This window comes from Pseudomonas extremorientalis, from assembly GCF_001870465.1.
Classification (GTDB): Bacteria; Pseudomonadota; Gammaproteobacteria; order Pseudomonadales; family Pseudomonadaceae; genus Aquipseudomonas; species Aquipseudomonas extremorientalis.
In genome coordinates this window covers 162,705-185,975 of record NZ_MDGK01000031.1, presented here as the reverse complement: position 1 = coordinate 185,975, position 23,271 = coordinate 162,705, and the positions used below count along the sequence as shown (strand labels likewise).

Here is a 23,271-nt window from a genome sequence, read left to right as displayed (position 1 = left end):
CCCCATCGGGGGCAAGCCCCCTCCCACACTTGGATAACCAGTGCTGGCTAGAGCGTGTCAGAGCACCTTATCGAGGGTGATGGGAAATTCCCGCACCCGTTTGCCGGTGGCGTGATAAATCGCATTGGCCACCGCCGCCGCGACGCCGACGATGCCGATCTCCCCCACGCCCTTGGACCCGAGGGCGTTGACGATCTCGTCATGCTCCTCGACAAACACCACGTCTATCTCGCCGATGTCCGCGTTCACCGGGATGTGGTACTCGGCCAGGCTGTGATTCATGAAGCGCCCCAACTGATGATCCGTCTGGGTTTCCTCATGCAGCGCCATACCGATGCCCCACACCACCCCGCCGAGAATCTGGCTGCGGGCCATCTTGGGGTTGACCACGCGCCCGGCGGCAATCGCACTGACCACGCGGCTGACCTTGATGGTGCCCAGGTCCTCATCCACCTGCACCTCGACGAAGACGGCCGAATGGGTGGCGGTGCTGTAGCCCTCGCGTTTTTTGCCGGGTTCGCTGTCGACCTGCACCTCCAGCGCGTCTTCGCCACTGTCCTTGACCAATTGCGCCAACGACACACTCACGTCACCGGTGTGCAACTGGCCGTCTTCAAAGCGTACGGATTCGGCCTGCGTGAAGACCGGGTAAGTCTGCCGAGCAATAGCCAGCAGTTTGCCTGTCAACGCTTCGCAGGCCTGCTGCACCGCCGTGCCCACCGAAGACACGGTAAACGAGCCGCCCTGCAGTGGCGCGGTAGGCAATGAGGAATCGCCCAACACAAAGACCACGTCCTCGACCGCCACGCCACTGGCCTGCGCGGCAATCTGGGTCATCACCGTGTAAGTGCCGGTGCCGATATCGGTGGTGGCGCTGCTGACCGTCAACTTGCCCTGCCCGTCGATCCGCGCCTTGGCGCTGGCCTTCATCTGCATGGCTTCCCACACCCCGCCGGCCATGCCCCAGCCGATCAACTGGCGACCGTCGCGCATGCTGCGCGGTTCCGGGTTACGCTGGCTCCAGCCGAAACGCTCGGCACCTTCGCTGTAGCATTCGCGCAGGGCCTTGCTTGACCAGGGTTTGTCTTCGTTCTGGTTGCGCTCGGCGTAGTTGATCAGCCGCAGTTGCACCGGGTCGATTCCCAAGGCGCAGGCCAGTTCATCCATGGCGCACTCCAGGCCGATCACCCCGAGCGCTGCGCCAGGTGCGCGCATGTCCAGGGGCGTGAACACGTCCAGGGGCACCAGGTTGTAGGTCAGTTGCACGTTGTCGCAGTGATAGAGCATGCCGCTCCACTCCACCACATGTTCGCTGAAATCCTCGAAGCGCGAGGTCTGGCCGATAGCGGTGTGGCCCAGCGCGAGCAAACGACCGTCGGCGGCCGCGCCCATTTGCAAACGCTGCAGGGTGCGCGGGCGGTAGCCGAAGGTAAACATCTGTTGGCGAGTCAGGGTAACGCGCACCGAGCGTTTGAGCGCCAGGGACGCCATCACCGCCAGCGGCAATTGGTACTGCGGGCGCAAACCGGAGCCAAACGCACCGCCGACGAACGCGGCAAAGATGCGCACCTGGCTTTTATCCAGGCCGAAGACTTTTTGCACATAGGCCTGGCAGTTCTGCGGGCCCTGGGTCTTGTCATGGATATGCAGGGTGCCGTCCGGCTGATACAGCACGGTGCTGGCGTGGGGCTCCATCGGGTTGTGATGTTCGACGGGCGTGCTGTAGTGCAGGTCCAGGCTGACGGCGGCGCCGCTCCACTCGGCCTGGAAGTTGCCGCGCGGCTTGGGCGGGGTTTGCGGCGAGGCATAGGCCTGTTCCTGCATGGCCAGCAGGTCGGTTTCGAAGGCTTCGGTTGCGTACTCGATCTCCACCAGGGAGCCGGCATGCCGCGCCAATTCAAGGTTGTCGGCGATCACCAAGGCCAGGGGTTGGCCGCTGTACAGCACACGGTCGTTGTACAGCGGGCGGAACGGCGAGCCGTCGGCCGCGTCGTCGTCCTGGAAAGCGTCGTCGTAGCTGGCGATTCTTGGCCGGTTGAGGTGATCAATTACCGCCACCACCCCCGGCAGCGCCAACGCCCTGGAAGCGTCGATACGCAGCACGCGGCCCTTGGCGACGGTGCTGGACACCACGCTGCCATGCAGCAGGCGCTCCTCGGGAAACTCACCGGCGTAACGCGCCTGGCCGGTAACCTTGAGCAGACCGTCGACCCGGTCCAAGGGTTTGCCGATGGCAGTCATGGGCGTTCTCCTGCAACAGCGGCGTCACTCAGGGCACGAATGATGCCCCGGCGCGCCAACTTGATCTTGAAGCCGTTGTGTTCCAAGGGTTCCGCGTCTTGCAACAGGGCGTCGGCGGCTTGGCTGAAGGTTTCGCGGCTGACAACCTGGCCGATCAGCCCGGCTTCCACCGCGCGGTCGCGCCAGGGTTTGTGGGCCACGCCGCCGAGCGCCAGGCGCGCATCAATGATGCGGTCGCCGTCCAGCTCAAGGGCTGCAGCGACAGACACCAAGGCGAAGGCGTACGAGGCGCGGTCGCGAATCTTCAGGTAGTTGCTATGGCTTGCCAGGTTGTCGGCAGGCAGTTCGACGGCGGTGATCAGCTCATCGTCGGCCAGCAGGTTGTCCCGTTGCGGCGTATCACCGGGCAGGCGGTGGAAGTCGGCGAACTCGATGATCCGCGCACCGCCACGGCCCTCGACATGCACCCGCGCCGCCAATGCCGCCAGGGCGACACACATGTCCGAAGGATGGGTAGCGACACACTGCTCACTGGCACCGAGGATCGCATGGATGCGGTTCAAGCCGGTGCGCGCCGGGCAGCCACTGCCGGGCTCGCGCTTGTTGCACGGTACCGTGGCGTCATAGAAGTAGTAGCAGCGGGTGCGCTGCAACAGGTTGCCGCCGGTACTGGCCATATTGCGCAGCTGCGGCGAGGCACCGGCGAGGATGGCTTGGGAGAGCAACGGGTAACGCTGTTCGATCAACGGGTGCCAGGCCAGGTCGGCATTGCTCACCAGGGCGCCGATCAACAGTCCGCCACTGGACGTTTGCTGAATGTCATGCAGCGGCAGGCCGGTGATGTCGATGAGGTGTTCGGGGCGGCTGATGTTTTCTTTCATCAGGTCCAGCAGGTTGGTGCCGCCGGCGATAAAGCGCGATGCGGCGCTGCTGAGGTGCACGGCCTCCTGTACGCCGGTCGGCCTGCTGTAATGGAAGGGGTTCATGGTTTGCCCTCCAGGACTTCCTCGATGGCAGCGCGGATATTGCTGTAGGCGCCACAACGGCAAAGGTTGCCGCTCATCAGCTCCTGAATCTGCGCGGTGTCGTGGGCACGGCCTTCATTGGCCAGGCCCACGGCGGAACAGATCTGGCCGGGGGTGCAGTAGCCGCACTGGAAGGCGTCGTGCTTGATAAACGCCTGCTGCATCGGGTGCAGTTGGTCGCCGTCGGCCAGGCCTTCGATAGTGGTCAGCTCGGCGCCGTCGCACATCACCGCCAGGGTCAGGCAGGCATTGATCCGCTTGCCGTCGCGCAATACCGTGCAGGCGCCGCATTGGCCGTGGTCGCAGCCTTTTTTGCTACCGACAAGGTCAAGTTGCTCGCGCAGAAGGTCGAGCAGTGTGGTCCACGGCAACACATCCAGTTGGCGGTCCTGGCCGTTGAGGCTCAGGCGTATCGAGTGGCTGACGAACGGTTGGGCCGCCGCGCCATTGGGGGTTGCGCTCATAAACACCTCACGGGTTGGTGGACATCCGCGGCGTTCAGGGAAATCGCCGTCTCAGGGGTACGACTTCCCGGGGTAATGAGCGTTCAAGGTGATTGATCAGCGGATATTGAGCAGCGTCGTCAGGGTGTTCTGCGGGGGGTTGATCGAGGAATTGCTGTATTGGAACCAGCCCTGGGCCTCCACGTTCAGGTCAAATACATAGATGTAGCCCATCAGTGTGCCGGCCCCGTTGCAGGCTTCGCTGATGTTGCCGACCTGGCAGACCGCCGTGCGCTGCCCATTGAGCTCTGCGCCATCAAAGCGGCCCATGGGGTTGTTTCCCAGGCCGACTTCCATGACTGACACCTTGGTGGGCCCACGGTGCGTGCACATCTGCGTGCTTTGTGCGCGCTCGGGGATGGTTTCCGTGCACGCCGCCGATTCAACCTTGAACACGCGCACTTCGCTCAACGGCGGTGCAGTCGCGCCCCAGGCCGGTGCTGCGCCGAGCAACAGGCTGATACAGGGGATCAGGGCTAGACTCCACGGGCTGGCGTTTTTCATGTTGCAGATGACCTTGGTTTAAACGTCGGCGCAGTATGCCTCAAGGCCTCGGCTGCTGGTATGATGCGCCGCTTTTTCCGATCCTCTCTGAAACCAAAGGCGCTTGGCGCAGTTTGTGCTTTGACTTAGAGGTCAACAAATCACGACGCCACAGAGCGTCACAGGGAGCAGGCATGCTGGAAAAGCTGTTTCAACTCAAGGCACACAACACCAACGTGCGCACCGAGATCCTCGCGGGCATCACGACATTCCTGGCCATGGCCTACATCCTGTTCGTGAACCCGAGCATCCTCGGCGAGACCGGCATGGACAAGGGCGCGGTGTTCGTCGCGACCTGCCTGGCGGCCGCCATCGGCTCGACCGTGATGGGCCTGATCGCCAACTACCCGATCGCCCTCGCGCCGGGCATGGGCCTCAACGCCTTCTTTACCTACACCGTGGTGCTGCACATGGGCCACACCTGGCAGGTGGCGCTGGGTGCGGTGTTCATTTCGGCGGTGTTGTTCTTCCTGTTGTCGATCTTCCGTATCCGTGAGTGGATCATCAACGCCATCCCCCTGCCCCTGCGCTCGGCGATTGCCGCCGGTATCGGCCTGTTCCTGGCTTTGATCGCCCTGCACAACGCCGGCATCGTGGTCAGCAACCCGGCCACCATGGTGGGCCTGGGCGACTTGAAACAACCGGCACCGATTCTCGCCACCCTCGGCTTCGTGCTGATCGTGGCACTGGAAGCCCTGGCCGTGCGCGGCGCGGTGCTGATCGGCATCCTGGCGGTGACCCTCGTGTCCATCCTGCTGGGCGTCACGCCTTTTGGCGGCGTCACGTCGATGCCACCGTCCCTGGCCCCGACCTTCCTGCAGCTGGATATCAAGGGCGCGCTGGATATCGGCCTGGTCAGCGTGATCTTCGCCTTCCTGTTCGTCGACCTGTTCGATAACTCCGGCACCCTGATCGGCGTGGCAAAGCGTGCCGGCCTGATGGGCAAGGATGGCCACATGCCAAAAATGGGCCGTGCGCTGATCGCCGACAGCACCGCCGCCATGGCCGGTTCCCTGCTCGGCACCTCGACCACCACCAGCTACATCGAGTCGGCGGCGGGCGTGAGCGCCGGCGGCCGCACCGGCTTGACCGCCATCGTGGTCGCGATCCTGTTCCTGCTGGCGTTGTTCTTCTCGCCACTGGCCGCCAGCGTCCCAGCCTTCGCCACCGCGCCGGCCCTGCTGTTCGTGGCGGTGCTGATGACCCAGGGCCTGGCCGAAATCGACTGGGACGACATTACCGTAGCAGCGCCGGTGGTGATCACCGCCCTGGCAATGCCTTTCACCTACTCCATCGCCAACGGCATCGCCTTCGGTTTCATCGCCTGGACCGCCATCAAGCTGCTTTCGGGCCGCTACCGTGAGCTGAACCCGGCGCTGGTGATTCTGTCGATTCTGTTCGTGATCAAGCTGGGCTGGTTCAACGCATGACTTTTGACGCCGCACGCTACACCGCTCAACTGCAAGACAAGGTCACGCGCTTGCGTGACCTGTTGGCACCGTTCGACGCGCCCGAGCCGCAGGTCTTCGACTCGCCGATGCAGCACTTCCGCCTGCGCGCGGAGTTCCGCCTGTGGCGCGAAGGCGGTGAACGCCACTACGCGATGTTCTCCCAGGACGACAAGCGCACGCCGATCCTGATCGAAGCGTTCCCCATCGCCAGCCAGCGCATCAACCAGTTGATGCCGCAGCTCAAGGCCGCCTGGCAAGCCAGTGCCGCCCTGAGCCACAAGCTGTTCCAGGTGGAGTTCCTCACCACCCTGGCCGGCGACGCGATGATCACCCTGTGCTATCACCGCCCGCTGGACGAGCACTGGCACACCGCCGCCAACCAGCTGGCTGCCGACTTGAATGTCAGCATCATCGGCCGCTCCAAGGGCAAGCGCGATGTGATCGGCCATGACTACGTGGTGGAAAAGCTCGAAGTCGGCGGCCGTACCTTCAGCTACCGCCAGCCCGAAGGTGCCTTCACCCAGCCCAACGGCACGGTGAACCAGAAGATGCTCAACTGGGCCTACGACGCCCTGGGCGATCGCCCGGATGATTTGCTGGAGCTGTACTGCGGCAACGGCAACTTCACCCTGCCCCTGGCGACGCGCGTGCGCAACGTGCTGGCTACCGAAATCAGCAAGACCTCGGTGAATGCGGCCCTGAGCAACCTCGATGAAAACGCGGTGGGTAACGTCACGCTGGTGCGTCTCTCTGCCGAAGAACTCACCGAAGCCCTCAACGAAGTGCGCCCGTTCCGCCGCCTGCACGGCATCGACCTGAAAAGCTACGAATTCGGCAGCGTGTTCGTCGACCCACCGCGCGCCGGCATGGACCCGGACACCTGCGAACTGACCCGACGTTTCGACAACATCCTGTACATCTCCTGCAACCCGGAGACGTTGGCGGCGAACATCGCGCAACTGCATGACACGCATAAGATTACGAAATGCGCGATGTTTGACCAGTTTCCGTGGACGCACCATATGGAATCCGGGGTGTTATTGACTCGGCGGTAACTCGACGTCCTCCGGTTCCTTCTTGCGCGGCCGCCCGCCCTTCTTGCCATTGGCGCGGGCGGCGGCGGCTTTGGCGGCGCTGCTTTTGCGACCGTTGCGCGAAGCAACCAGGCTGATCGCCAGGTCCATCAGGGGTTTGCTGGTGGCAATCAGGCCCGTGATCGAAACATCCAGGTCTTGGGCCTCACAGCACAGCGCCTTTCCGCCAAAGCCGACTTCCAGTTGCTCAAAGTCCTCCAGGGAAAACCCTGCGAACTCGGGCAGACCCGCTACCGGCAGTACAACGCGACTACCGTCGCTGAAGCCGATGGAAATGCAGTTGTCTTCATAACGCACAGCGCTGGCACGGGCATAAAGGTGCCGTGTCTTGCGCCCTCGGGCTATCGCCTTTTCGACGTCGGCCTCAGTGAGCGGTTTATAGGGTACAACTTTGGCTTTTACGATTTTCATAGATCAATCCCCACGCAGTCTGGTGCTCGTACCAGATTCAAAATTGTCCTCTGCGCTACGACATCGTGCCGAGCACTTGCGATGACGTGGACTCCACGTCGAATAACCAACCCTGGCACCCACTCACCGGCCTCCCAATCCCAGGAATGATTCTCGAGGCAGACCGTTTGCGGGTATTCCCACCAGAGCCTACGTGCCCGCGCCAAGTAATGCCGCTGCATGATCGCCCAGCGTATTTCTTTCAAAACCGCCATGGGTGGCCGCCGCCGCTCAGGCTCTACGTCCCACAACTCCACGTCCCCGTCCAGAAAGCTGAAACGAAAACGCGCATCCCATTCCTTCCCCCGCACATGCACATGGGGCGGGCAATGCTCATCCCTGATAAACACCGAAATCACATATCCTTTGTAATTGCCTACTCTCATCGTAACCCATCCGTTAGGTTATTTTCCGCCAGGTAACAATTTTCCCCTGTCACCCGACAACCGGCCCCATTTCCCGAAGCTGATTCACAGATTAGTAAGCACAAAAAACCCGGCGAATGCCGGGTTGTAACCACTCACGCCGAGGGCTGGAAATACCCCGCCAAGGCCCGCAAGTCCTGCTCGCTCAGCAACCCCGCGTAATACTTCAACTGAATCCTCGCCAGCAGATACGCATGCCGCGCATTCGCCAGGTCGCGGCGGGCAGTGAACAGTTGCTGCTCGGCGTCGAGTACGTCGAGGTTGACCCGTTCACCGCCGGCCACACTCTTTTTCGTCGCAGCGACTAAAGCCGTGGCAGAGCTGACGGCCATTTCATAAGCACGCACTTTGGCCGCGCCGCTGGTATTGAGGTTGAACTGTTTGCGCAACGCCACCAGCGTGGCCGAGGTTTGCGCGTCCAGCTCGTACTGGGCTTGAGACAGCTGGTTCGCCGCCTGCCGCGTGGAGGCCGATACGCCGCCACCGGCAAACAGCGGCAGGCTGACCTGGATGCCAACGGTGTTGGTGTCGTACTTCTGGTTGTAGCTGCTTTCCGAGTCGGAGTGGGTCTGGCGGCTGGTGGCGTACAGGCTGACCTTGGGCAGGTGCCCGGCGCGTTTGCGCTCCACTTCATAGGCGGCCACGTCCAGGGCGTGGTGCTGGGATTGGAGTTCCGGGTTGTTGGCCATGGCCAGTTCGCGCCAGGTTTCGAAACGGTTGGGTTCCAGCGGCGGGATCTCGAATTGGCGCGTCAGTGGCGCCAGTTCTTCGATCTGCAACGGTTGGCCGACGATGGCTTCCAACTCGCGCAGGGCGCTGTCCTGGGCATCCTGGGATTCGATCTCTTCGGCCTGGGCCAGACTCAGGCGCGCCTGGGTTTCCAGCACATCGGTGCGCGTGCCTTCGCCGCCTTTGAGCAGGCGGTCATTGAGTTGCAGGCGCTCGGCATACGCACGTTTCTGTGCGCGGCTCAGCTCGATTCGCTCCTGGGCCAATAAAGCCTGGCTGTAGGCGTTGAGCACCCGCACCGCCAACTCCTGGCTCTTGCCGCGAAAGCGTTCATCGGCCATCAACGCCTGGGCGGTGCCCTGGCGAAAGCGCGCGTAGGCCTCGTAATCCAGCAGCGGTTGTTGCAAGGTCAGGGTCGACGCGTAACTGCGGTAGTCACGGTCACTGGTGACATCACCCGCCGTCACTTCGGATTCGTTGCGCGAGTTGTTGTAGCTCCACGATAGGTTCGGCAACAGCGCCGCGCGGCCGATCACGCGGTTTTCTTCACCGGCTTCACGCTCCTGGATCGCGGCCTGAAAGGTCGGGTCATTGCGCAGGGCCAGGTCGTAGGCATCCAGCAAACCCAAGGCGTGCGCCGAGGTACACCCCAAACACAAGGTAAACAGCAGCGCCTTCATTCTTCCACCAGCGCCATGTGGGTGCGATCCATCAACGGTTTGAACAGGTAGTTGAGCATCGAGCGCTCCCCGGTCTTGACGAAGGTTTCCACCGGCATGCCCGGACGGATCTGCACGCCGTCCAGTTGCTGCATTCCCGCCGCGCTGACCTGGGCACGCAGCGTGTAGTAGGGCTCGTCGGTGCGCTCATCGACCTGGCGGTCCGCCGAAACCAGGGTCACCTCACCGGCCACCCGTGGCGTGGTGGATTGGTTGAACGCCGAGAACATCAACTCCACCGGCAAGCCCGGATGCACTTTGTCGACCATCTGCACCGGCACCCGCGCCTCCACCAGCAAGGGCTCGCCCTGGGGTACGATGTCCATCAACGCCTGGCCGGGCTTGATCACGCCACCTTCGGTGTACACGTCCAACCCCACCACCACGCCCGACGCCGGCGCTCGCACCAGGCTGTTGGCCAGTTCGAACTCGGCCGAGGCCAGGCGATTGCGCAGGTCGTCGCTGCGGGTGCGGGTCTCGGCCAACTGGCCGCGCAGGTCTTTCTGGAAGTCTTCGCCAAGCTGGCGGATGCGCAGGCGCAGTTCCATCACCTGGCGCTGCAATTGGCCGATGCGCCCGTCGTCTTCGGCGATGGCGCCGTCGATCTGGGAGTACAGCCGCTCGCTGTCGAGCAGGCGGTTGCGCGGGATGTAACCGTCACGCGCCAACTCGCGCAGGCCTTGCAGTTGCTCATTCAACGCCGCCCGCTGCCGGACTTTGCTCGCTTGCGAATCCCGCGTGCCACGCAACTGCGCCTCGGCGCCGGCGATGGTTTCGCGCAGGCCTTGCTGCTCGGTGGCCAGTGCCTGGGCCCGGCTCTGGAACAGTTGCCGTTGCAGGCTCAGCGTGCCCGCCGCCTCGGGATCGTTGAGCAGCTCGGGGCCGAAGCTGATCGCCGCCAGCCCTTCGCTTTCGGCACTCAAGCGCGCCTCACTGGCCAGGGATGCCAGGTACTGGCTGCGCAGGGACTGCATCTGCCCGCGCAAAGGCGTTTCTTTCAAGCGCAGCAGGACCTGGCCGGCGCTGACCACATCACCGTCGCGCACCTCGATGCGCTCCACGATCCCCCCGGCCGGGTGCTGCACCGTCTTGCGATGGCCCGAGACCATGACCTTGCCCGGCACCGCAACACCCTTGTCCAACGGCGCCAACGCTGCCCAGCCAAGGAACCCGGCAAAACCGCCGAGCACCAGCAGCCAACCCAGGCGCGAATATTTTTTATCATCCAGCGCCAGCACATTGTTCGGCGCGTCACTGATCAGCACGGGTTTGCTCTGGCTCATGCCTGTTTTCCTTCACCAAGGCGGTAACTCATGTTCAGGGTCGACACTGGCTTGCTCGCTGCCGGTTTCTGCCGTGCCTCCAACACGCGGGCCGTCGGCCCGAAGGCCTGCAACTGGCCGTCCTTGAGGATCAGCAACTGGTCCGTCAGGGTCAGTACGTTGGGCTTGTGGGTGATCAGGATCACCGTGCGACGCTGTTGCTTGAGCTGGCCGATGGCCTGGAGCAGGGCCTGTTCGCCCACTTCGTCGAGGTTGGCGTTGGGCTCGTCCAGCACGATCAGCGCAGGCAGGCCGTACAGCGCACGCGCCAGGCCGACCCGCTGTTTCTGGCCACCGGACAGCCCGGCGCCGCCTTCGCCCAACGGCGTGTCGTAGCCTTGCGGCAGTTGCAGGATCAGCTCATGCACGCCGGCCATTTGTGCGGCGGCAAGGACCTTGTCCGCGTCGACCTCGGCAAACCGCGCGATGTTTTGCGCGATGCTGCCAGCGAACAGCTGGATGTCCTGCGGCAGGTAGCCAATGTGCGGGCCCAGTTGCTGTTTGTCCCACAAGGCCAGGTCGGCACCGTCCAGCCGCACCTTGCCGGCCAAGGGTGCCCAGGCGCCCACCAGGATCCGGGCCAGGGTGGATTTGCCGCAGCCTGACGGCCCGATCACCCCCAGTACCTCGCCCGCCGCCAGGCTGAAACCCAGGTTGGCCAGCGCCGGTCGACGGCTGCCGGGGGCGCAGGCGCTGATTTGCTCGACGCTCAGTTGGCCCTTGGGCACCGGCAGGCTCATGCGTTCGGGCCGGGCCGGGTTGGCCTCCAGCATCTGTGACAGGCGATCAAACGCCAGGCGCGCCGAGCCCCACTGCTTCCACACGCCGATCAACTGGTCGATGGGGCTGAGCACGCGGCCCATGAGGATCGAACCGGCGATCATCATCCCCGGCGTGATGTCGCCCTGCACCGCGAGCAACGCGCCCAGGCCCAGCACCAGCGACTGCAATGCCAGGCGCACGCCCTTGGACCAGGCGGTGACCGTCGCGGTCTTTTCACTGGCCAGGTTCTGCTGCGCCAGGAACGCCTGGTGCTGGCCGAACCAACGCGCGCGCAAGGTAGCGAGCATGCCCATGGCTTCGATGGTGTCGGCATTGCGCAGGTTAGCCGTGGCCTGCTGGCTGGCGCTGATCGACAGTTGGCTGGCCAGCGCCATCGGCGCCTGGCTGACGTTGTGGTTGACCCACGCCAGCACGATCAACAGCACTGCGCCGACCAGCGCCAACAGCCCGAGCCAGGGGTGGAACAGGAAGATCACCAACAGGTACACCGGAAACCAAGGCGCATCGAAAAACGCGAACAACGCCTGGCCGGTGGCGAACTGACGCAGCGTGGTCAGGTCATGCAACGCCTGGCCGGCCGCCTGGGTGCCGCCCTTGAGTTGCGCTTCATACGCGGCGTCGTACACCCGCTGGTTCAAACGCATGTCCATCTGCGTGCCGAGACGGATCACCACCTGGCTGCGCACCCACTCCAACGCGCCCATCAGGCCGAACAGGCCAAGGATCATCAGCGTCAGCATGAGCAGGGTCATCTGGTTGCCCGAAGCCAGCACCCGGTCGTACACCTGCAGCATGTACAGCGCCGGGGCGAGCATCAGCAGGTTGATCACCGCCGAGAACAGGCCGATGTTGAAGAAGCCACTTTTATAGGCCGTGAGGGCAGCCAGGGTTTCGTTGCCGGCGTGGCGCATCTGGGGATTCTCAAAGGGTTGAGCGGGCAGCGCCGTCGCGTTGACAGGCTGTACGACGCTGCGCAGAATTCGGCACCGCCGTCGCTGAAGAGATAGAAGGCTTGGGCGACGGCGGTGTGTCATGCGGCGAATGGGAGAGCGATCTTCCATTCGCTTTTTTGCTTAAGCGGCCAGGGCGAAGTCCTGAGGCACGTCTTGTACGCCCACCAGCGCCACGTCGGAGGCGGCGACAGCAGCCGAGTCCACATGCGCCACACCGGCAGCGGCCAGTTGGTCGAACGTCGAGTTGATCGACAGGCTTGGGTCGATGTCCTTGAGCAGGGAGTCGATCGCCGACGCCAGTGCCGAGCTGTCGCCGCTCATCAGGCCGTAGACGATTTTGTGCACCTGGCCGTCGCGGCCTTCGGACTGCAGGCTCGACAGGCCCAGGTTGGCGAAGCTGACTTCCTGCTCAGCGAGGGCGTAGCTACCGCCGGCAGCGCCGCCCGTCAGAATGGTGCCCAGGTCCAGCGAGTCGATCGAACCCCACAAGGTGTGCGACGGCGGGTTGAACAAGGTGTAATGCAGGTCGCCGTTGGCCACCACCGCGGCATTGCTGACGGTGCTCGACACGCCATATTGGGTGCCGTCGAACGGGCCAGGATTGAAACCACCGGTATTCGAACCCTCTTTGACCGACCCTTCACGGTGGTTCAGGTCACCAAAGTAAGCCGACCAGTCGCTCAGGTACTCGGCAACGGTGCTCGCGGCGTAGGCGGTGCTGTATGAAATAGAAATGCTCATGCAAAACTCCAAGTCATGGGGTGGTATCTCCGCAGCAAGCCAGTGCCTGCTGTGGTTTTGCCCGTCACTGGGCAAAATCGGTCAGAACTGATATTCAACGGTGCCCTGCAAGGTGCGCCCACGCCCGAGGGTGAAGGCCAGTACGTCGCCCAGCGGCACCAGGTAGGCGCGGTCGGTGACGTTTTCCATGGCCAGGCGCAGGGTCAACTGCTCGGTAGCGCGGTAGCTGCTGTAGAGGTCATAGACGGTGTAGGGCTTCCAGTCGGCCGGGTAGACGCCGGTTTGCGAGGTGGTCACGCCGACGCCACCTTTGACGTAGTAACCGCCGCTGTAGCGCGCACGAACCCCCACATCCAACTTGCGCTCGAACAAACGTGCGCCCAGCGTCGCGGTGCCGCGGTCCATCGGCATGTGTTCGGAGGAACCCAGGATCGCGCTGCAGCTCTGACCCGCATTGACCATGTCGTCCGGCACCATCGCGTCTACCGGCGCTCGGCTGCCCGGCCCCTTCTGGATCTTGGTGACTCCACCCAGCCACGCGGTCTTGCTGCAGAACGTATTACTGCCGAGCATCCGCGTGTAGTTGAACTGGCCGTAGGCGAACCCGGCGTCGTAATCCAACTGGTACTCGAGGCCGCGAAAACGGGTGGTTTCCAGGTTGTTCACATACGCCGCATTGCCGATATTGGCGATGCCATAACCGGGCGGCTGCACCCCCAGGGCCATATAGGAAAAGTCATCCACACGGGTGTTGAAGTAGGACACCTTCATGCCCACGCGGTCCTCCGCGAACAGCAGGTCTTCCTTGAGCACGTTGAAGCCGACCTCCCAGGCCGTGGACGTCTCGGGCTTCAAGTACGGGTTGGGGAAAATCGACTCCGAACCGCCGCCGTGGGGCCGGCCGCTGACCAGTGTTTCGGTGACGGCCGGAGGGCGCCAGCCCTTGCCGTACGTGGCGAACAGTTGCAGCCAATCCACGCCGGGCTTGACTGACAGGCCGAAGGTCGGCGAGAAGTGCCCCTCTTCCCGATCCACGTCATAAGTCATGGGCAAGCCGATTTGTCGCGTGGTGCCGATGATGAAGGTACGGGTGTTCAGGCCGGTTTCGCCGCGCAGCCGATAGCGGTCGTAACGCAACCCGGCATTGAGGTTCAGCCAGTTGTCGTAGTCGTAGTCCAGGCGCGCGAACAGGCTGCCCATCGCCCGGTCACCTTTAGGCGTGATGCTTTCCGCCGCCGAGGCCGTCACCGCCGAATCGGCGGCCACCATTTGATTGGAAGCCGGCCGGACCTTGTCGTAGAAAAACTCCAGGCCGTAGTTGGCCTTGATCACCGACAGCTCGCTCAAGGCGAAGGTCGAGATGTTCTGCGCCTGCAAACCATAGGTGTTGGTCTGATAGGTAACGTCGTAGCCCTTGCTGCTGCCACGGGTCAGTGTGGTCTGGTCATTGCGGGTGTCGACGTAGTAGAGCTTGGCCTTGAAATCGATCAGCGGGTTGTCCGGCGTGTAGCTGTAGTCCAGTGCGAAGTTCTGCGCCGTGACATTGCTGCTGCCGAGCTTCTCCCAGAGCTGGGCCTTTTCGGCGGTCATCATGTTGACGTCGTCGTAGTCGACCTCGGTGGTCAGGTAGCTCAATTGCAGACGCTGATCCACCGGCAGGTTCAGACCCAGCTTGAGCAGGCGTGAACGCATCACCGAGCCGGTGTACTCGACGGTGGAGTTTTTGATCCGGTCTTCACTGGCCGGCAGGAAAGAACTGCCGGTACGCAACTCGCCGATGCTGCCCCGGGTGCCGGGTTTGTAGTCGCCGAGATGACGTTCACTGGCAGCCACCAACATGTCCCACACATCGGTGCCCACGGCAAACGCCGAACTGCCGATAAAATGCGTGCCGTTGCTGCGCCCACCCAGCCCGGTGGTCAAGCGGATGCGCCCACCGATTTCCTTGCCGCCCTTGAGCAGGTCGGCGGCTTCCACGGTGCGAAAATTGGCCACACCACCGATCACCCCGGCGCCGCCCATCGTGGACGTGGCGCCCTTTTCGATCACCACCTCCGACAGCAATTCCGGGTCGACATACAGCGTGCCATTGCGTTGCTGGTGGCCACTTTGCTGGTAGTTCTGACGCATGCCGTCCACCGACATGTTGACCCGGCCATAGTCCTGGATGCCGCGAATATTCACCGACAAACCGGGGTCTTGCTGGCTGACCGCCGAGTAGACGCCCGGCGCCTCTTCGAGCATCTCGGCGGCATGCCGTGGTGGGTTGCGATCCAGTTGCTCACGCGCGACCACACTCACCGACCGTGGCGATGAATACACCCAGTCGTTGGGGTGCAGGCCGGTGATCGTGGTGGTCGCCAGTGCCAACGCGGCGCCGCTCTGCTCGACGCGGGTCAGGGTGACTTGGCGTTCGCCATTGAAGCGATACTCCACCGGCGCATTCCCCAACAGACGCGCCAAACCTTCCTGCACGCTGTATTGCCCTTCCACGGCCGTACTCTGCAAACCGGCCAGGCGCTGGCTGTCGAACAGCACTTGCAGGCCGGCCTGGTCGGCGAATGCCAGCACAGCACTGCCCAGGGACTGCGCGGGGATATCCAGCATCAGCACCGCAGGGTGTGCAGCATTCGCCTGAGACTGAGCAGCGAATACCGGAGCCACAGCGGCGAACAGGCCCAGGTGGATGACCAGGGCTAACCGGCTTGCGGTGATACGCCCCTTGTTGAGTGCTGACATTTCTGTTGTTCCCTGCGCTGAGCGCTTTCTTGTTTATGCGAATGCTTCTCACCTAGCAAGACGTGCGACGCGCAGGAAGTCAGTAAGGTTTTTTGAAAGTTTTTCAGGAAGGGGGATTTCAGGCAGTGGGAGCAGGCCCCCACCGGGTCATCAATAGATCAGGCTGAGGCCAGCCAGGTCCAGGCGTTGCACCTGCAGTTCCTGGGTCAGCGTGGCAAGGGCGGTGTCGAGCATGTCGAGGCGGAACACGCCGCTGACTTCACGCTCGCCGAGGGCCGAGTCAGTCAACACAACGCGCCCGGGACGGTAGCGGTTGAGTTGTTCGATGACATTGGCCAACGGCTGGCGATCAAAGATCAACACACCGCGTCGCCAACTGGTGGCGCGCGCGACGTCGAGTTGATCCAAAGGCACGATGCCTTCCTGAGTGCTGTAGCGTACGGCCTGGCCTTGTTTGACCACTTTGTCGGCCGGGCCTTTTTTCGGGATGGCTTGCAGCGTGACCTCGACACTGTGTTCCAACACCCCGGTCCACGCCTGGCTGTCGCCCTCGCGCTCCACCACAAACTTCGTGCCCAGCGCCCGGGTCTGCCCGCCAGCGCTCTGCACCACGAACGGTCGGGTTTCCTCGCCCACCTTCGGTGCCACATCAAAGATCGCCGAGCCCTGCAGCAGGCTGATGCGGCGTTGCACACTGTCGTAATCCAGGCGGATGGCACTGGCGGAATCCAGTTCGACCTTGCTGCCATCGGCCAGGTGCACGGTGCGCACTTCGCCTTTCTCGGTGATGTAGTCGGCCTGCATGTGCAGCAACAAGTCCGGACCACGCACCCAGCCGACACCGGCTACCACCACGACCAGCGCGACGGCCGCCGCACGTTGCCATGGCCGGCGCCGCCTGGTCCCGCGCACAGGCTGCGTCGCCGTCGACGGGCGCTGGCGGTTCACCGGGGGTTCCTTGTACACCTCGCCCAGTGCCGCCCAGGTCTGTTCGGCAAAACGCAATGCCGCTTCGTGGCGGCTGTCGCAGGCGATCCAATGCCGCAACTCGGCCTGCTCCTGTTCGGTCAGGGCACCGGCGTGCAGGCGCACCGCCCACTCGGCGGCCGCCTCGGTAATGCTGTGCTGCTGCGGACCCTGGCTATTCACGTGTGAATCTCGAATTTTTCGTTATATAACGCTGTGACGAGTGAACGGGCGTTTTTCGGTAATTCATTCGTCGGATGACGCCCTCTCGCCTTCCTGCAAGCGTTGCATCACGTAGGCCAACGCTTTGGCCAGGTGCTTTTGGACACAGCTGTCAGAGATGTCCAGGTGCCGGGCGACCTGGGCGTGGGTCATGCCTTCGATGCGGTTGAGGCGGAAAATCTGCTGGGTGCGCTCCGGCAACTCCGCCAGTGCCTGCTTCAATGCCTGTCGCTGTTGCTGCGCCATTGCCTGAACCTCCAACCCGGCCACGTCATCTTCAATCTCGGCCAGCGCCTCATGGGGCACGGAGTCAGTCTTGCGCCGCGCTTCCTGGCGAATATGGTCGATCAGCAGATTGCTTGCCGTTCGATAGAGATAGCCCTGGGAGTTGTCGATGCGCTCGCCCGCCGGCTTTTCCGCCAGGCGCAGGAAGCTCTCCTGCACCAGGTCTGCGGCCAACTGCGGGTCCCGTACCTTGCGCGCCAGATACCCGCGCAAGGCATCGGCATGCTTGAGAAACAGGCCTTTGAGATCCACGTCCGACAAACCGACTCCCTGGAATGTTAAGGAAACAGGCGGGCATCTTAAGCGTTGTCGAGAATGATTTTCAATTGATATCTAATCTGATCCGCCTTTATGAACGGCCTGATTAACGGTTCGATAATCGAACACATACGCCGCCATCAATTGACCAAATTAACCATTCAGTACATTTTATCTGCACAACTAACAAGAATTGTGGAGAACACCCCATGCCGCCTATCGTGCTGGTGCTCAACGGTCCCAATCTCAACCTGCTCGGCACCCGCGAGCCCGCTACCTACGGCCATGAAACCCTGGCCGATGTGGCTGCCTTGTGCGGCCGCAGCGCTGAACAGCTGGGCCTGAAAATCGAATTCCGCCAGACCAATCATGAAGGCGAACTGCTCGACTGGATCCACGGCGCCCGCGCCCGCTGCGCCGGGATCGTGATCAACCCGGCGGCCTGGACCCACACCTCGGTGGCGATCCGTGATGCGCTGGTGGCCAGTGAAGTGCCGGTGATCGAAGTGCATCTCTCCAACGTGCATGCCCGCGAAGCGTTCCGTCATCACTCCTTTGTGTCACCCATCGCCAAGGCCGTGCTCGCGGGGTTCGGCAGCCACGGCTACCACCTGGCGCTGGAACACTTCAGCCAGTTGCTCAAAGGATCGGCCCGATGAAAACACGCATCCTCGCCGGCCTGATCGGCGCTGGCATCCAGGCTTCCCGCACGCCCGCGCTGCATGAACAGGAAGGCGATGCCCAAGGTTTGCGCTACTTGTACCGCCTGATCGACCTTGAGCCCCGGCAGTTGGGCATCGACGCCTTGCCCGATCTGCTGCGCGCCGCCGAGCTCATGGGCTTTACCGGGCTGAACATTACCTACCCGTGCAAGCAGGCTATCCTACCGCTGCTCGATGAACTGTCCGACGAGGCCCATGGCATTGGCGCGGTCAACACGGTGGTGTTCAAGGACGGCAAGCGCATCGGCCACAACACCGATTGCCTGGGATTTGCCGAAGGGTTCCGGCGCAACTTGAGTGATGTCGCCCGCCAACGCGTGGTGCAGATGGGCGCCGGCGGTGCAGGTGCCGCAGTGGCCCATGCGCTGCTGGCCGAGGGAGTGCAACAGTTGAGTATTTTCGACGTGGACCCCGCCCGTGCCCGCGACCTGGTGGAGAACCTCACGCTACGTTTCGGCCCAGGGCGCGCCCAAGTGGGCAACCACGTAGAAAACGCCGTGGCCGAGGCCGATGGGCTGGTGAACACCACGCCGATGGGCATGGCCAAGCTGCCCGGCACACCGGTGCCCGCCGCTTTGCTAAGAGCAGACCTGTGGGTGGCGGAAATCGTGTATTTCCCGCTGGAAACCGAACTGCTGCGCGATGCCCGCGCATTGGGCTGTCGCACCCTGGATGGCGGCAACATGGCGGTGTTTCAGGCGGTGAAGGCGTTTGAGCTGTTCTGTGGGGAAGTGCCGGATGCGCAGCGCATGCTGGCGCACTTCCAGTGCATGAATACCTGACTGAGTTGGAATAAAAATCCAAATGTGGGAGGGGGCTTGCCCCCGATAGCGGTGGATCAGCCAGCTTATCTGTAGCTGACCCACTGTCATCGGGGGCAAGCCCCCTCCCACATTTTAAATGCATTCCAACCTGAGACTTCAGGCCTGGAGGTAACGCATCACCGAATCACAAATCATGTCCCGATGCCGCTGTTTAACCGCCTCATCCGACAGGTCGATCTGAAAAATCTCACTGAAGGTATGGCGGTTGGACACCCGGTAAAAGCTGAACGAGTTGATCAGCAGGTGCACGTCCAACGGTTCCAGCCCTTCCCGGAACAAGCCCAGCTCGGCGCCACGGCGCAAGGTCTCCCCCAACCCTTCAAGGATCTTGCTGTTCATCGCCTTGATGGTGTCTGTACGCTTCACGTACTCGGCATTGTGGATATTTTCGATGCTGACAATGCGCACAAAATCCACATTCTGGTCATGGTGATCAAAGGTGAACTCCACCAGCCGCCGGATCGCTTCACGCGGCTCCAGGGCCGTGAGGTTCATGCGGGTCTCGGTGTTGCGGATGTCGCCGTAGAGTTTCTCCAGCACCTCGACGTACAACTGCTCCTTGCTGCCGAAGTAGTAATAGATCATGCGCTTGGAGGTGTGGATACGCTCGGCGATCGCGTCCACGCGAGCGCCGGAAAGGCCCTGCTGGACAAACTCGACGATGGCTTCCTGGAGTATGTTTTCGCGGGTCTTTTCCGGATTGTTCTTACGACTCTTGCGAGGTGCCTCGGTGGTCATGGTGCGCTCACGGCCAGTGTTATGCAGGCCGTGATTATGGGCCGCGACGCTCCCCGAAAGAAAGCACCGCACCGCCGTTATAAACGCGCCTGGCGCACCGCACCGCTGCGCGATTTGGCCATGGCGGCCAGGCGCACCGCCACGTTGGCTGCGCCGTAGCCGGCATAACCATTCTTGCGCTGGATGATCTCGAAGAAAAACCGCCCTTCGAAGGGTTCGGTGTAGACGTGAAACAACTCGCCGCCCTGGGCATCGCGGTCGTACAGCACGTTGTAGTACGCCAGCTCACTGAGGAACTCATCGTCGAAATCGAAACGCGCCGCCAGGTCGTCGTAGTAGTTGAGCGGGATATCCAGCAGCGGCACACCGGCCTCCTTGGCGCGGCGCACTTCGGCAAAGATATCCGCGCAGTCGAAGGCAATATGGTGCACACCCGAGCCGCGATAGCTCGACAGCGCGTGGGAAATCGCCGTGTTGCGGTTCTCGGAGATGTTCAGCGGCAGACGGATCGAGCTGCAACGGCTGCGCAACGCGCGGCTTTTCACCAGGCCGTAAGGGTCGGGCAGTACCACTTCGTCATCGGCTTCGAAATCCAGCAGGCTCTTGTAGAACAGCACCCAGCTGTCGAGGCTGTCGGCTGGCAGGGCCATGGCCATATGGTCGATACGCAGCAAGCCGCCGCTGGATGACACGCCGGGCTGCAGGTTGAAGTCGGTGTCGTACAGCCCGCCTTCACTCTGATCCACCAGGTAAATCAGGCTGCCATCCGGCGCACGTACCGCCGCCAGCTCCAGCTCATTCGGCCCGACCAGGCCGCGATACGGCTGGCCTTTGTACGCCACCGCCCGCTCCAGGGCCTTGGCGCTGTCCTTGACCCGAATCGCGGTGGCACACAGCGACGGCCCATGGGCCTCGAAAAAGTTGTGGGCAAACGAATAGGGTTCGCAGTTGAGGATCAGGTTGATATCGCCCTGGCGCAACAGGCTCACGCTCTTGGAGCGATGCTGCCCGGCCTTGACGAACCCCAGGCGTTCCAGCCAGTGGGTGAGCTTGGCGCCAAGGCTCTCGTCCACGGCAAATTCAAGGAACTCGATGCCGTCGTATTCGCTGGCAGGCGGGGTATCAAACAGAATCTCGACCGGTTGCGCCGGCGCTTCCTGTTTCAGGCGTTCGCGGGTTTTCTCTTCGAGGTACAGCAGGGAGCGCAGGCCATCCGCCGCGTTCGCACGGGTGGGCGCGGCGCGGAAGCCGTCGTTGAAAATTTCCAGGGACAGCGGCCCGGTGTAGCCGCTCTTGATGATCGGCCCGAGGAACCCAGCCAGGTCGAATTCGCCTTGGCCGGGGAAGCAGCGGAAGTGCCGACTCCACTCCAGCACGTCCATGGCCAGGATCGGCGCGTCGGCCATTTGTACGAAGAAGATCTTGTCGCCGGGGATCTCGGCGATGGCGCTCGGGTCGCCCTTGAGGGACAGGGTATGAAAGCTGTCGAGCAATACACCAAGGCTCGGGTGATCGACCTGACGCACCAGGTCCCACACCTGTTGCCAGGTATTTACATGCTTGCCCCAGGCCAGCGCTTCATAGCCAATGCGCAAGCCACGACGGCCGGCGTGTTCGGCGAGCAGGCCGAGGTCATCGAGCAGAATGCGCTCGTCGCCCACGCAATCGGCGGAGGCATTGCTGCACACCAGCACCAGGTCGGTGCCCAGTTCCTGCATCAAGTCGAATTTGCGCTCGGCGCGCTCCAGATTGCGTGCAAGGCGGTCTCGACGGCAGCCTTCAAAATCGCGAAACGGCTGGAACAAGGTGATGGCAATGCCCAGGTCGGCACACATTTGCCTGACTTCACGGGGGCTGCCATCGTAATACAACAGATCGTTTTCGAAAATTTCTACGCCGTCGAACCCGGCGGCCGCGATGGCTTCGAGTTTCTCCGGCAGGGTTCCGCTCAAGGAAACGGTGGCAATGGAGCGTTGCATGGGCGACTCCCGGCATTTAGGCGCGTCTTGTTTACGGCAAATTATTGGCCGCTAAACTGTTCACAGCAATTAAAATGTACGAACCGGTTAGTTTTTGGTGCGATTATCGAACACAAAGCCGTTTTGGCGAATTGACGATTTTTTAGCCGCTGCGCACCATCGATTCAGTAACAAGACCCAGAACACACCATAAAAATTTCAAAAAACGGGTACGACCTCATGCCTCTGCAAAACTCCGTCCTGGCCGACCGCCCGGGCACACCGCACGCCGGCATCGGCGACAAGATCCGCGGCGCCCTGGCCGTGGGTAAAACGCGCTGGGGCATGTTGGCCCTGGTGTTCTTCGCCACCACCCTCAACTACATCGACCGCGCCGCATTGGGCGTGATGCAGCCTATCCTCGCCAAGGAGATGAGCTGGACGGCGATGGACTACGCCAACATTAACTTCTGGTTCCAGGTCGGCTATGCCATCGGCTTTGTGCTGCAGGGCCGCTTGATCGACCGGGTCGGTGTGAAACGCGTGTTCTTCTGCGCGGTCCTGTTGTGGAGCCTGGCCACCGGCGCCCATGGCCTGGCCACCTCGGCGGTGGGCTTCATGGTCTGTCGTTTCATTCTCGGGCTGACCGAAGCCGCCAACTACCCGGCCTGCGTCAAGACCACGCGCCTGTGGTTCCCGGCCGGTGAACGGGCAGTGGCCACCGGTATCTTCAACGCCGGCACCAACGTGGGTGCGATGATGACGCCGATGCTGCTGCCGTTGATCCTGCACGTGTGGGGCTGGCAGGCGGCGTTCCTGTGCATGTCGGCGCTCGGCGGAATCTGGCTGCTGTTCTGGGGCTTGAAGTACTTCAACCCGGAAGACCACCCCACCGTCAAACAATCCGAACTGGACTACGTGCAACAGGAAGTCGAACCGGAACAACCCCGCGTGCCCTTCAGCCGCATCCTGCGCATGCGTGGCACCTGGGCCTTCGCCCTCGCCTACGCGATGACCGCGCCGGTGTTCTGGTTCTACCTGTACTGGCTGCCGCCGTTCCTGAACCAGCAATACAACCTGGGCATCAACGTGACCCAGATGGGTATCCCGCTGATCATCATCTACCTGACCGCCGACTTCGGCAGCGTGGGGGGTGGGATTCTGTCGTCGTTCCTGATCGGCCGAGGCATGAACTCGATCAAGGCGCGGCTGCTGTCGATGCTGCTGTTTGCCTGCTGCATCGTCGGCGTGATCATGGCCGCCGGTTCCAGCCAGCTGTGGGTCGCGGTGTTTGCCATCTCCCTGGCGATTGGCGCACACCAGGCCTGGACCGCCAACATCTGGAGCCTGGTGATGGACTACACACCCAAGCACATGATGAGCACGGTGTTCGGTTTTGGTGGCATGTGCGCGGCCATCGGCGGCATGTTCATGACCCAGATCGTCGGCCACATCCTCACGGTCACGAACAACAACTACACCGTGTTGTTCACCCTGATCCCGGCGATGTACTTCATTGCGCTGACCTGGATGTACTTCATGGCACCGCGCAAGATCCCTACCGTGGACGTTTGATCTAC

Annotated in this window: 20 protein-coding genes; 5 read left to right on the top strand and 15 right to left on the bottom strand. The window is 62.5% G+C overall.

Going from position 1 to position 23,271, the window contains the following annotated elements:
• Positions 1-57 precede the first annotated feature (57 nt).
• The 4 genes from BFN10_RS12680 to BFN10_RS12665 all read right to left on the bottom strand — a co-directional run bounded on the left by BFN10_RS12680 (position 58) and on the right by BFN10_RS12665 (position 4,273).
• Complete coding sequence (locus BFN10_RS12680) at positions 58-2,241, bottom strand: xanthine dehydrogenase family protein molybdopterin-binding subunit (protein ID WP_071489950.1); 2,184 nt, start codon at positions 2,239-2,241, stop codon at positions 58-60.
• A complete protein-coding gene (locus BFN10_RS12675) occupies positions 2,238-3,227 on the bottom strand; it encodes an FAD binding domain-containing protein (RefSeq protein ID WP_071489949.1) in 990 nt (329 codons plus the stop codon). Before BFN10_RS12675 ends, BFN10_RS12680 begins: the two co-directional genes overlap by 4 nt.
• Positions 3,224-3,730 carry a (2Fe-2S)-binding protein gene (locus BFN10_RS12670; RefSeq protein ID WP_071489948.1) on the bottom strand — a complete coding sequence of 169 codons (507 nt, stop codon included), beginning with the start codon at positions 3,728-3,730 and terminating at the stop codon, positions 3,224-3,226. Before BFN10_RS12670 ends, BFN10_RS12675 begins: the two co-directional genes overlap by 4 nt.
• 96 nt (positions 3,731-3,826) lie before the next feature.
• Positions 3,827-4,273, bottom strand: a complete 447-nt coding sequence (locus BFN10_RS12665; RefSeq protein ID WP_071489947.1) for a DUF4879 domain-containing protein — start codon at positions 4,271-4,273, stop codon at positions 3,827-3,829.
• 173 nt (positions 4,274-4,446) lie between these two features.
• Here BFN10_RS12665 and BFN10_RS12660 point away from each other — a divergent pair, with 173 nt between their 5' ends.
• Together BFN10_RS12660 and trmA are read left to right on the top strand one after the other, a co-directional pair.
• Positions 4,447-5,742, top strand: coding sequence for an NCS2 family permease (locus BFN10_RS12660; protein WP_058427718.1), 1,296 nt, complete (start codon positions 4,447-4,449; stop codon positions 5,740-5,742).
• Positions 5,739-6,818, top strand: coding sequence for a tRNA (uridine(54)-C5)-methyltransferase TrmA (gene trmA / locus BFN10_RS12655; RefSeq protein ID WP_071489946.1), 1,080 nt, complete (start codon positions 5,739-5,741; stop codon positions 6,816-6,818). The genes BFN10_RS12660 and trmA overlap by 4 nt, the downstream gene beginning before the upstream one ends.
• On the opposite strand, the gene BFN10_RS12650 is transcribed toward trmA, so the two are convergent.
• The 9 genes from BFN10_RS12650 to BFN10_RS12610 form a co-directional block, all read right to left on the bottom strand.
• On the bottom strand, positions 6,801-7,268 hold the full coding sequence (locus tag BFN10_RS12650) for a DUF2442 domain-containing protein (RefSeq protein WP_071489945.1): 468 nt from the start codon (positions 7,266-7,268) through the stop codon (positions 6,801-6,803). The two genes, trmA and BFN10_RS12650, sit on opposite strands and share 18 nt — an antisense overlap.
• Positions 7,265-7,693, bottom strand: coding sequence for a DUF4160 domain-containing protein (locus tag BFN10_RS12645; RefSeq protein ID WP_071489944.1), 429 nt, complete (start codon positions 7,691-7,693; stop codon positions 7,265-7,267). The genes BFN10_RS12650 and BFN10_RS12645 overlap by 4 nt, the downstream gene beginning before the upstream one ends.
• A gap of 134 nt (positions 7,694-7,827) precedes the next feature.
• Positions 7,828-9,141 carry a TolC family outer membrane protein gene (locus BFN10_RS12640; protein ID WP_071489943.1) on the bottom strand — a complete coding sequence of 438 codons (1,314 nt, stop codon included), beginning with the start codon at positions 9,139-9,141 and terminating at the stop codon, positions 7,828-7,830.
• Entirely contained in the window at positions 9,138-10,463 is a 1,326-nt protein-coding gene (locus BFN10_RS12635) for an HlyD family type I secretion periplasmic adaptor subunit (protein WP_071489942.1), read from the bottom strand. Before BFN10_RS12635 ends, BFN10_RS12640 begins: the two co-directional genes overlap by 4 nt.
• The gene (locus BFN10_RS12630; RefSeq protein WP_071489941.1) at positions 10,460-12,196 is read right to left on the bottom strand and encodes a type I secretion system permease/ATPase; all 1,737 of its coding nucleotides are present in this window, start codon (positions 12,194-12,196) and stop codon (positions 10,460-10,462) included. The genes BFN10_RS12635 and BFN10_RS12630 overlap by 4 nt, the downstream gene beginning before the upstream one ends.
• 162 nt (positions 12,197-12,358) lie before the next feature.
• Positions 12,359-12,979, bottom strand: coding sequence for a heme acquisition protein HasA (locus tag BFN10_RS12625; protein WP_071489940.1), 621 nt, complete (start codon positions 12,977-12,979; stop codon positions 12,359-12,361).
• An 81-nt stretch (positions 12,980-13,060) separates the two neighbouring features.
• On the bottom strand, positions 13,061-15,718 hold the full coding sequence (locus BFN10_RS12620; protein ID WP_071489939.1) for a TonB-dependent receptor: 2,658 nt from the start codon (positions 15,716-15,718) through the stop codon (positions 13,061-13,063).
• Positions 15,719-15,868: 150 nt separating this feature from the next.
• Complete coding sequence (locus BFN10_RS12615) at positions 15,869-16,867, bottom strand: FecR family protein (RefSeq protein ID WP_071489938.1); 999 nt, start codon at positions 16,865-16,867, stop codon at positions 15,869-15,871.
• A gap of 63 nt (positions 16,868-16,930) precedes the next feature.
• Positions 16,931-17,452 (bottom strand): RNA polymerase sigma factor, encoded by a 522-nt coding sequence (locus BFN10_RS12610; protein ID WP_071489937.1) that lies wholly within the window; start codon positions 17,450-17,452, stop codon positions 16,931-16,933.
• A gap of 206 nt (positions 17,453-17,658) precedes the next feature.
• Here BFN10_RS12610 and aroQ point away from each other — a divergent pair, with 206 nt between their 5' ends.
• Entirely contained in the window at positions 17,659-18,108 is a 450-nt protein-coding gene (aroQ, locus tag BFN10_RS12605) for a type II 3-dehydroquinate dehydratase (RefSeq protein WP_010206717.1), read from the top strand.
• Positions 18,105-18,953 (top strand): shikimate dehydrogenase, encoded by an 849-nt coding sequence (locus BFN10_RS12600; RefSeq protein WP_071489936.1) that lies wholly within the window; start codon positions 18,105-18,107, stop codon positions 18,951-18,953. The genes aroQ and BFN10_RS12600 overlap by 4 nt, the downstream gene beginning before the upstream one ends.
• Positions 18,954-19,091: 138 nt before the next feature.
• Here the strand turns inward: BFN10_RS12600 and BFN10_RS12595 are convergent, their stop codons facing one another.
• Together BFN10_RS12595 and quiC are read right to left on the bottom strand one after the other, a co-directional pair.
• Positions 19,092-19,733: a TetR/AcrR family transcriptional regulator gene (locus BFN10_RS12595; protein ID WP_033897904.1), complete on the bottom strand. Its 642-nt coding sequence runs from the start codon at positions 19,731-19,733 to the stop codon at positions 19,092-19,094.
• A gap of 77 nt (positions 19,734-19,810) precedes the next feature.
• Positions 19,811-21,712, bottom strand: coding sequence for a 3-dehydroshikimate dehydratase QuiC (quiC, locus tag BFN10_RS12590; protein ID WP_071489935.1), 1,902 nt, complete (start codon positions 21,710-21,712; stop codon positions 19,811-19,813).
• Between the two features lie 219 nt (positions 21,713-21,931).
• Between quiC and BFN10_RS12585 the strand changes: the two genes are divergently transcribed.
• Positions 21,932-23,266, top strand: a complete 1,335-nt coding sequence (locus BFN10_RS12585) for an MFS transporter (RefSeq protein WP_071489934.1) — start codon at positions 21,932-21,934, stop codon at positions 23,264-23,266.
• The last annotated feature ends 5 nt before the right edge of the window (positions 23,267-23,271 follow it).

Bases quoted from the DNA above. Each gene is read 5' to 3' on its own strand.
- BFN10_RS12595 (WP_033897904.1), bottom strand. From the start codon at position 19,733: ATGACCACCGAGGCACCTCGCAAGAGTCGTAAGAACAATCCGGAAAAG.
- BFN10_RS12600 (WP_071489936.1), top strand. From the start codon at position 18,105: ATGAAAACACGCATCCTCGCCGGCCTGATCGGCGCTGGCATCCAGGCT.
- BFN10_RS12625 (WP_071489940.1), bottom strand. From the start codon at position 12,979: ATGAGCATTTCTATTTCATACAGCACCGCCTACGCCGCGAGCACCGTT.
- BFN10_RS12650 (WP_071489945.1), bottom strand. From the start codon at position 7,268: ATGAAAATCGTAAAAGCCAAAGTTGTACCCTATAAACCGCTCACTGAG.
- BFN10_RS12640 (WP_071489943.1), bottom strand. From the start codon at position 9,141: ATGAAGGCGCTGCTGTTTACCTTGTGTTTGGGGTGTACCTCGGCGCAC.
- BFN10_RS12675 (WP_071489949.1), bottom strand. From the start codon at position 3,227: ATGAACCCCTTCCATTACAGCAGGCCGACCGGCGTACAGGAGGCCGTG.
- BFN10_RS12630 (WP_071489941.1), bottom strand. From the start codon at position 12,196: ATGCGCCACGCCGGCAACGAAACCCTGGCTGCCCTCACGGCCTATAAA.
- BFN10_RS12680 (WP_071489950.1), bottom strand. From the start codon at position 2,241: ATGACTGCCATCGGCAAACCCTTGGACCGGGTCGACGGTCTGCTCAAG.
- BFN10_RS12645 (WP_071489944.1), bottom strand. From the start codon at position 7,693: ATGAGAGTAGGCAATTACAAAGGATATGTGATTTCGGTGTTTATCAGG.
- BFN10_RS12635 (WP_071489942.1), bottom strand. From the start codon at position 10,463: ATGAGCCAGAGCAAACCCGTGCTGATCAGTGACGCGCCGAACAATGTG.
- trmA (WP_071489946.1), top strand. From the start codon at position 5,739: ATGACTTTTGACGCCGCACGCTACACCGCTCAACTGCAAGACAAGGTC.
- BFN10_RS12620 (WP_071489939.1), bottom strand. From the start codon at position 15,718: ATGTCAGCACTCAACAAGGGGCGTATCACCGCAAGCCGGTTAGCCCTG.
- BFN10_RS12660 (WP_058427718.1), top strand. From the start codon at position 4,447: ATGCTGGAAAAGCTGTTTCAACTCAAGGCACACAACACCAACGTGCGC.
- quiC (WP_071489935.1), bottom strand. From the start codon at position 21,712: ATGCAACGCTCCATTGCCACCGTTTCCTTGAGCGGAACCCTGCCGGAG.
- BFN10_RS12670 (WP_071489948.1), bottom strand. From the start codon at position 3,730: ATGAGCGCAACCCCCAATGGCGCGGCGGCCCAACCGTTCGTCAGCCAC.
- aroQ (WP_010206717.1), top strand. From the start codon at position 17,659: ATGCCGCCTATCGTGCTGGTGCTCAACGGTCCCAATCTCAACCTGCTC.
- BFN10_RS12665 (WP_071489947.1), bottom strand. From the start codon at position 4,273: ATGAAAAACGCCAGCCCGTGGAGTCTAGCCCTGATCCCCTGTATCAGC.
- BFN10_RS12585 (WP_071489934.1), top strand. From the start codon at position 21,932: ATGCCTCTGCAAAACTCCGTCCTGGCCGACCGCCCGGGCACACCGCAC.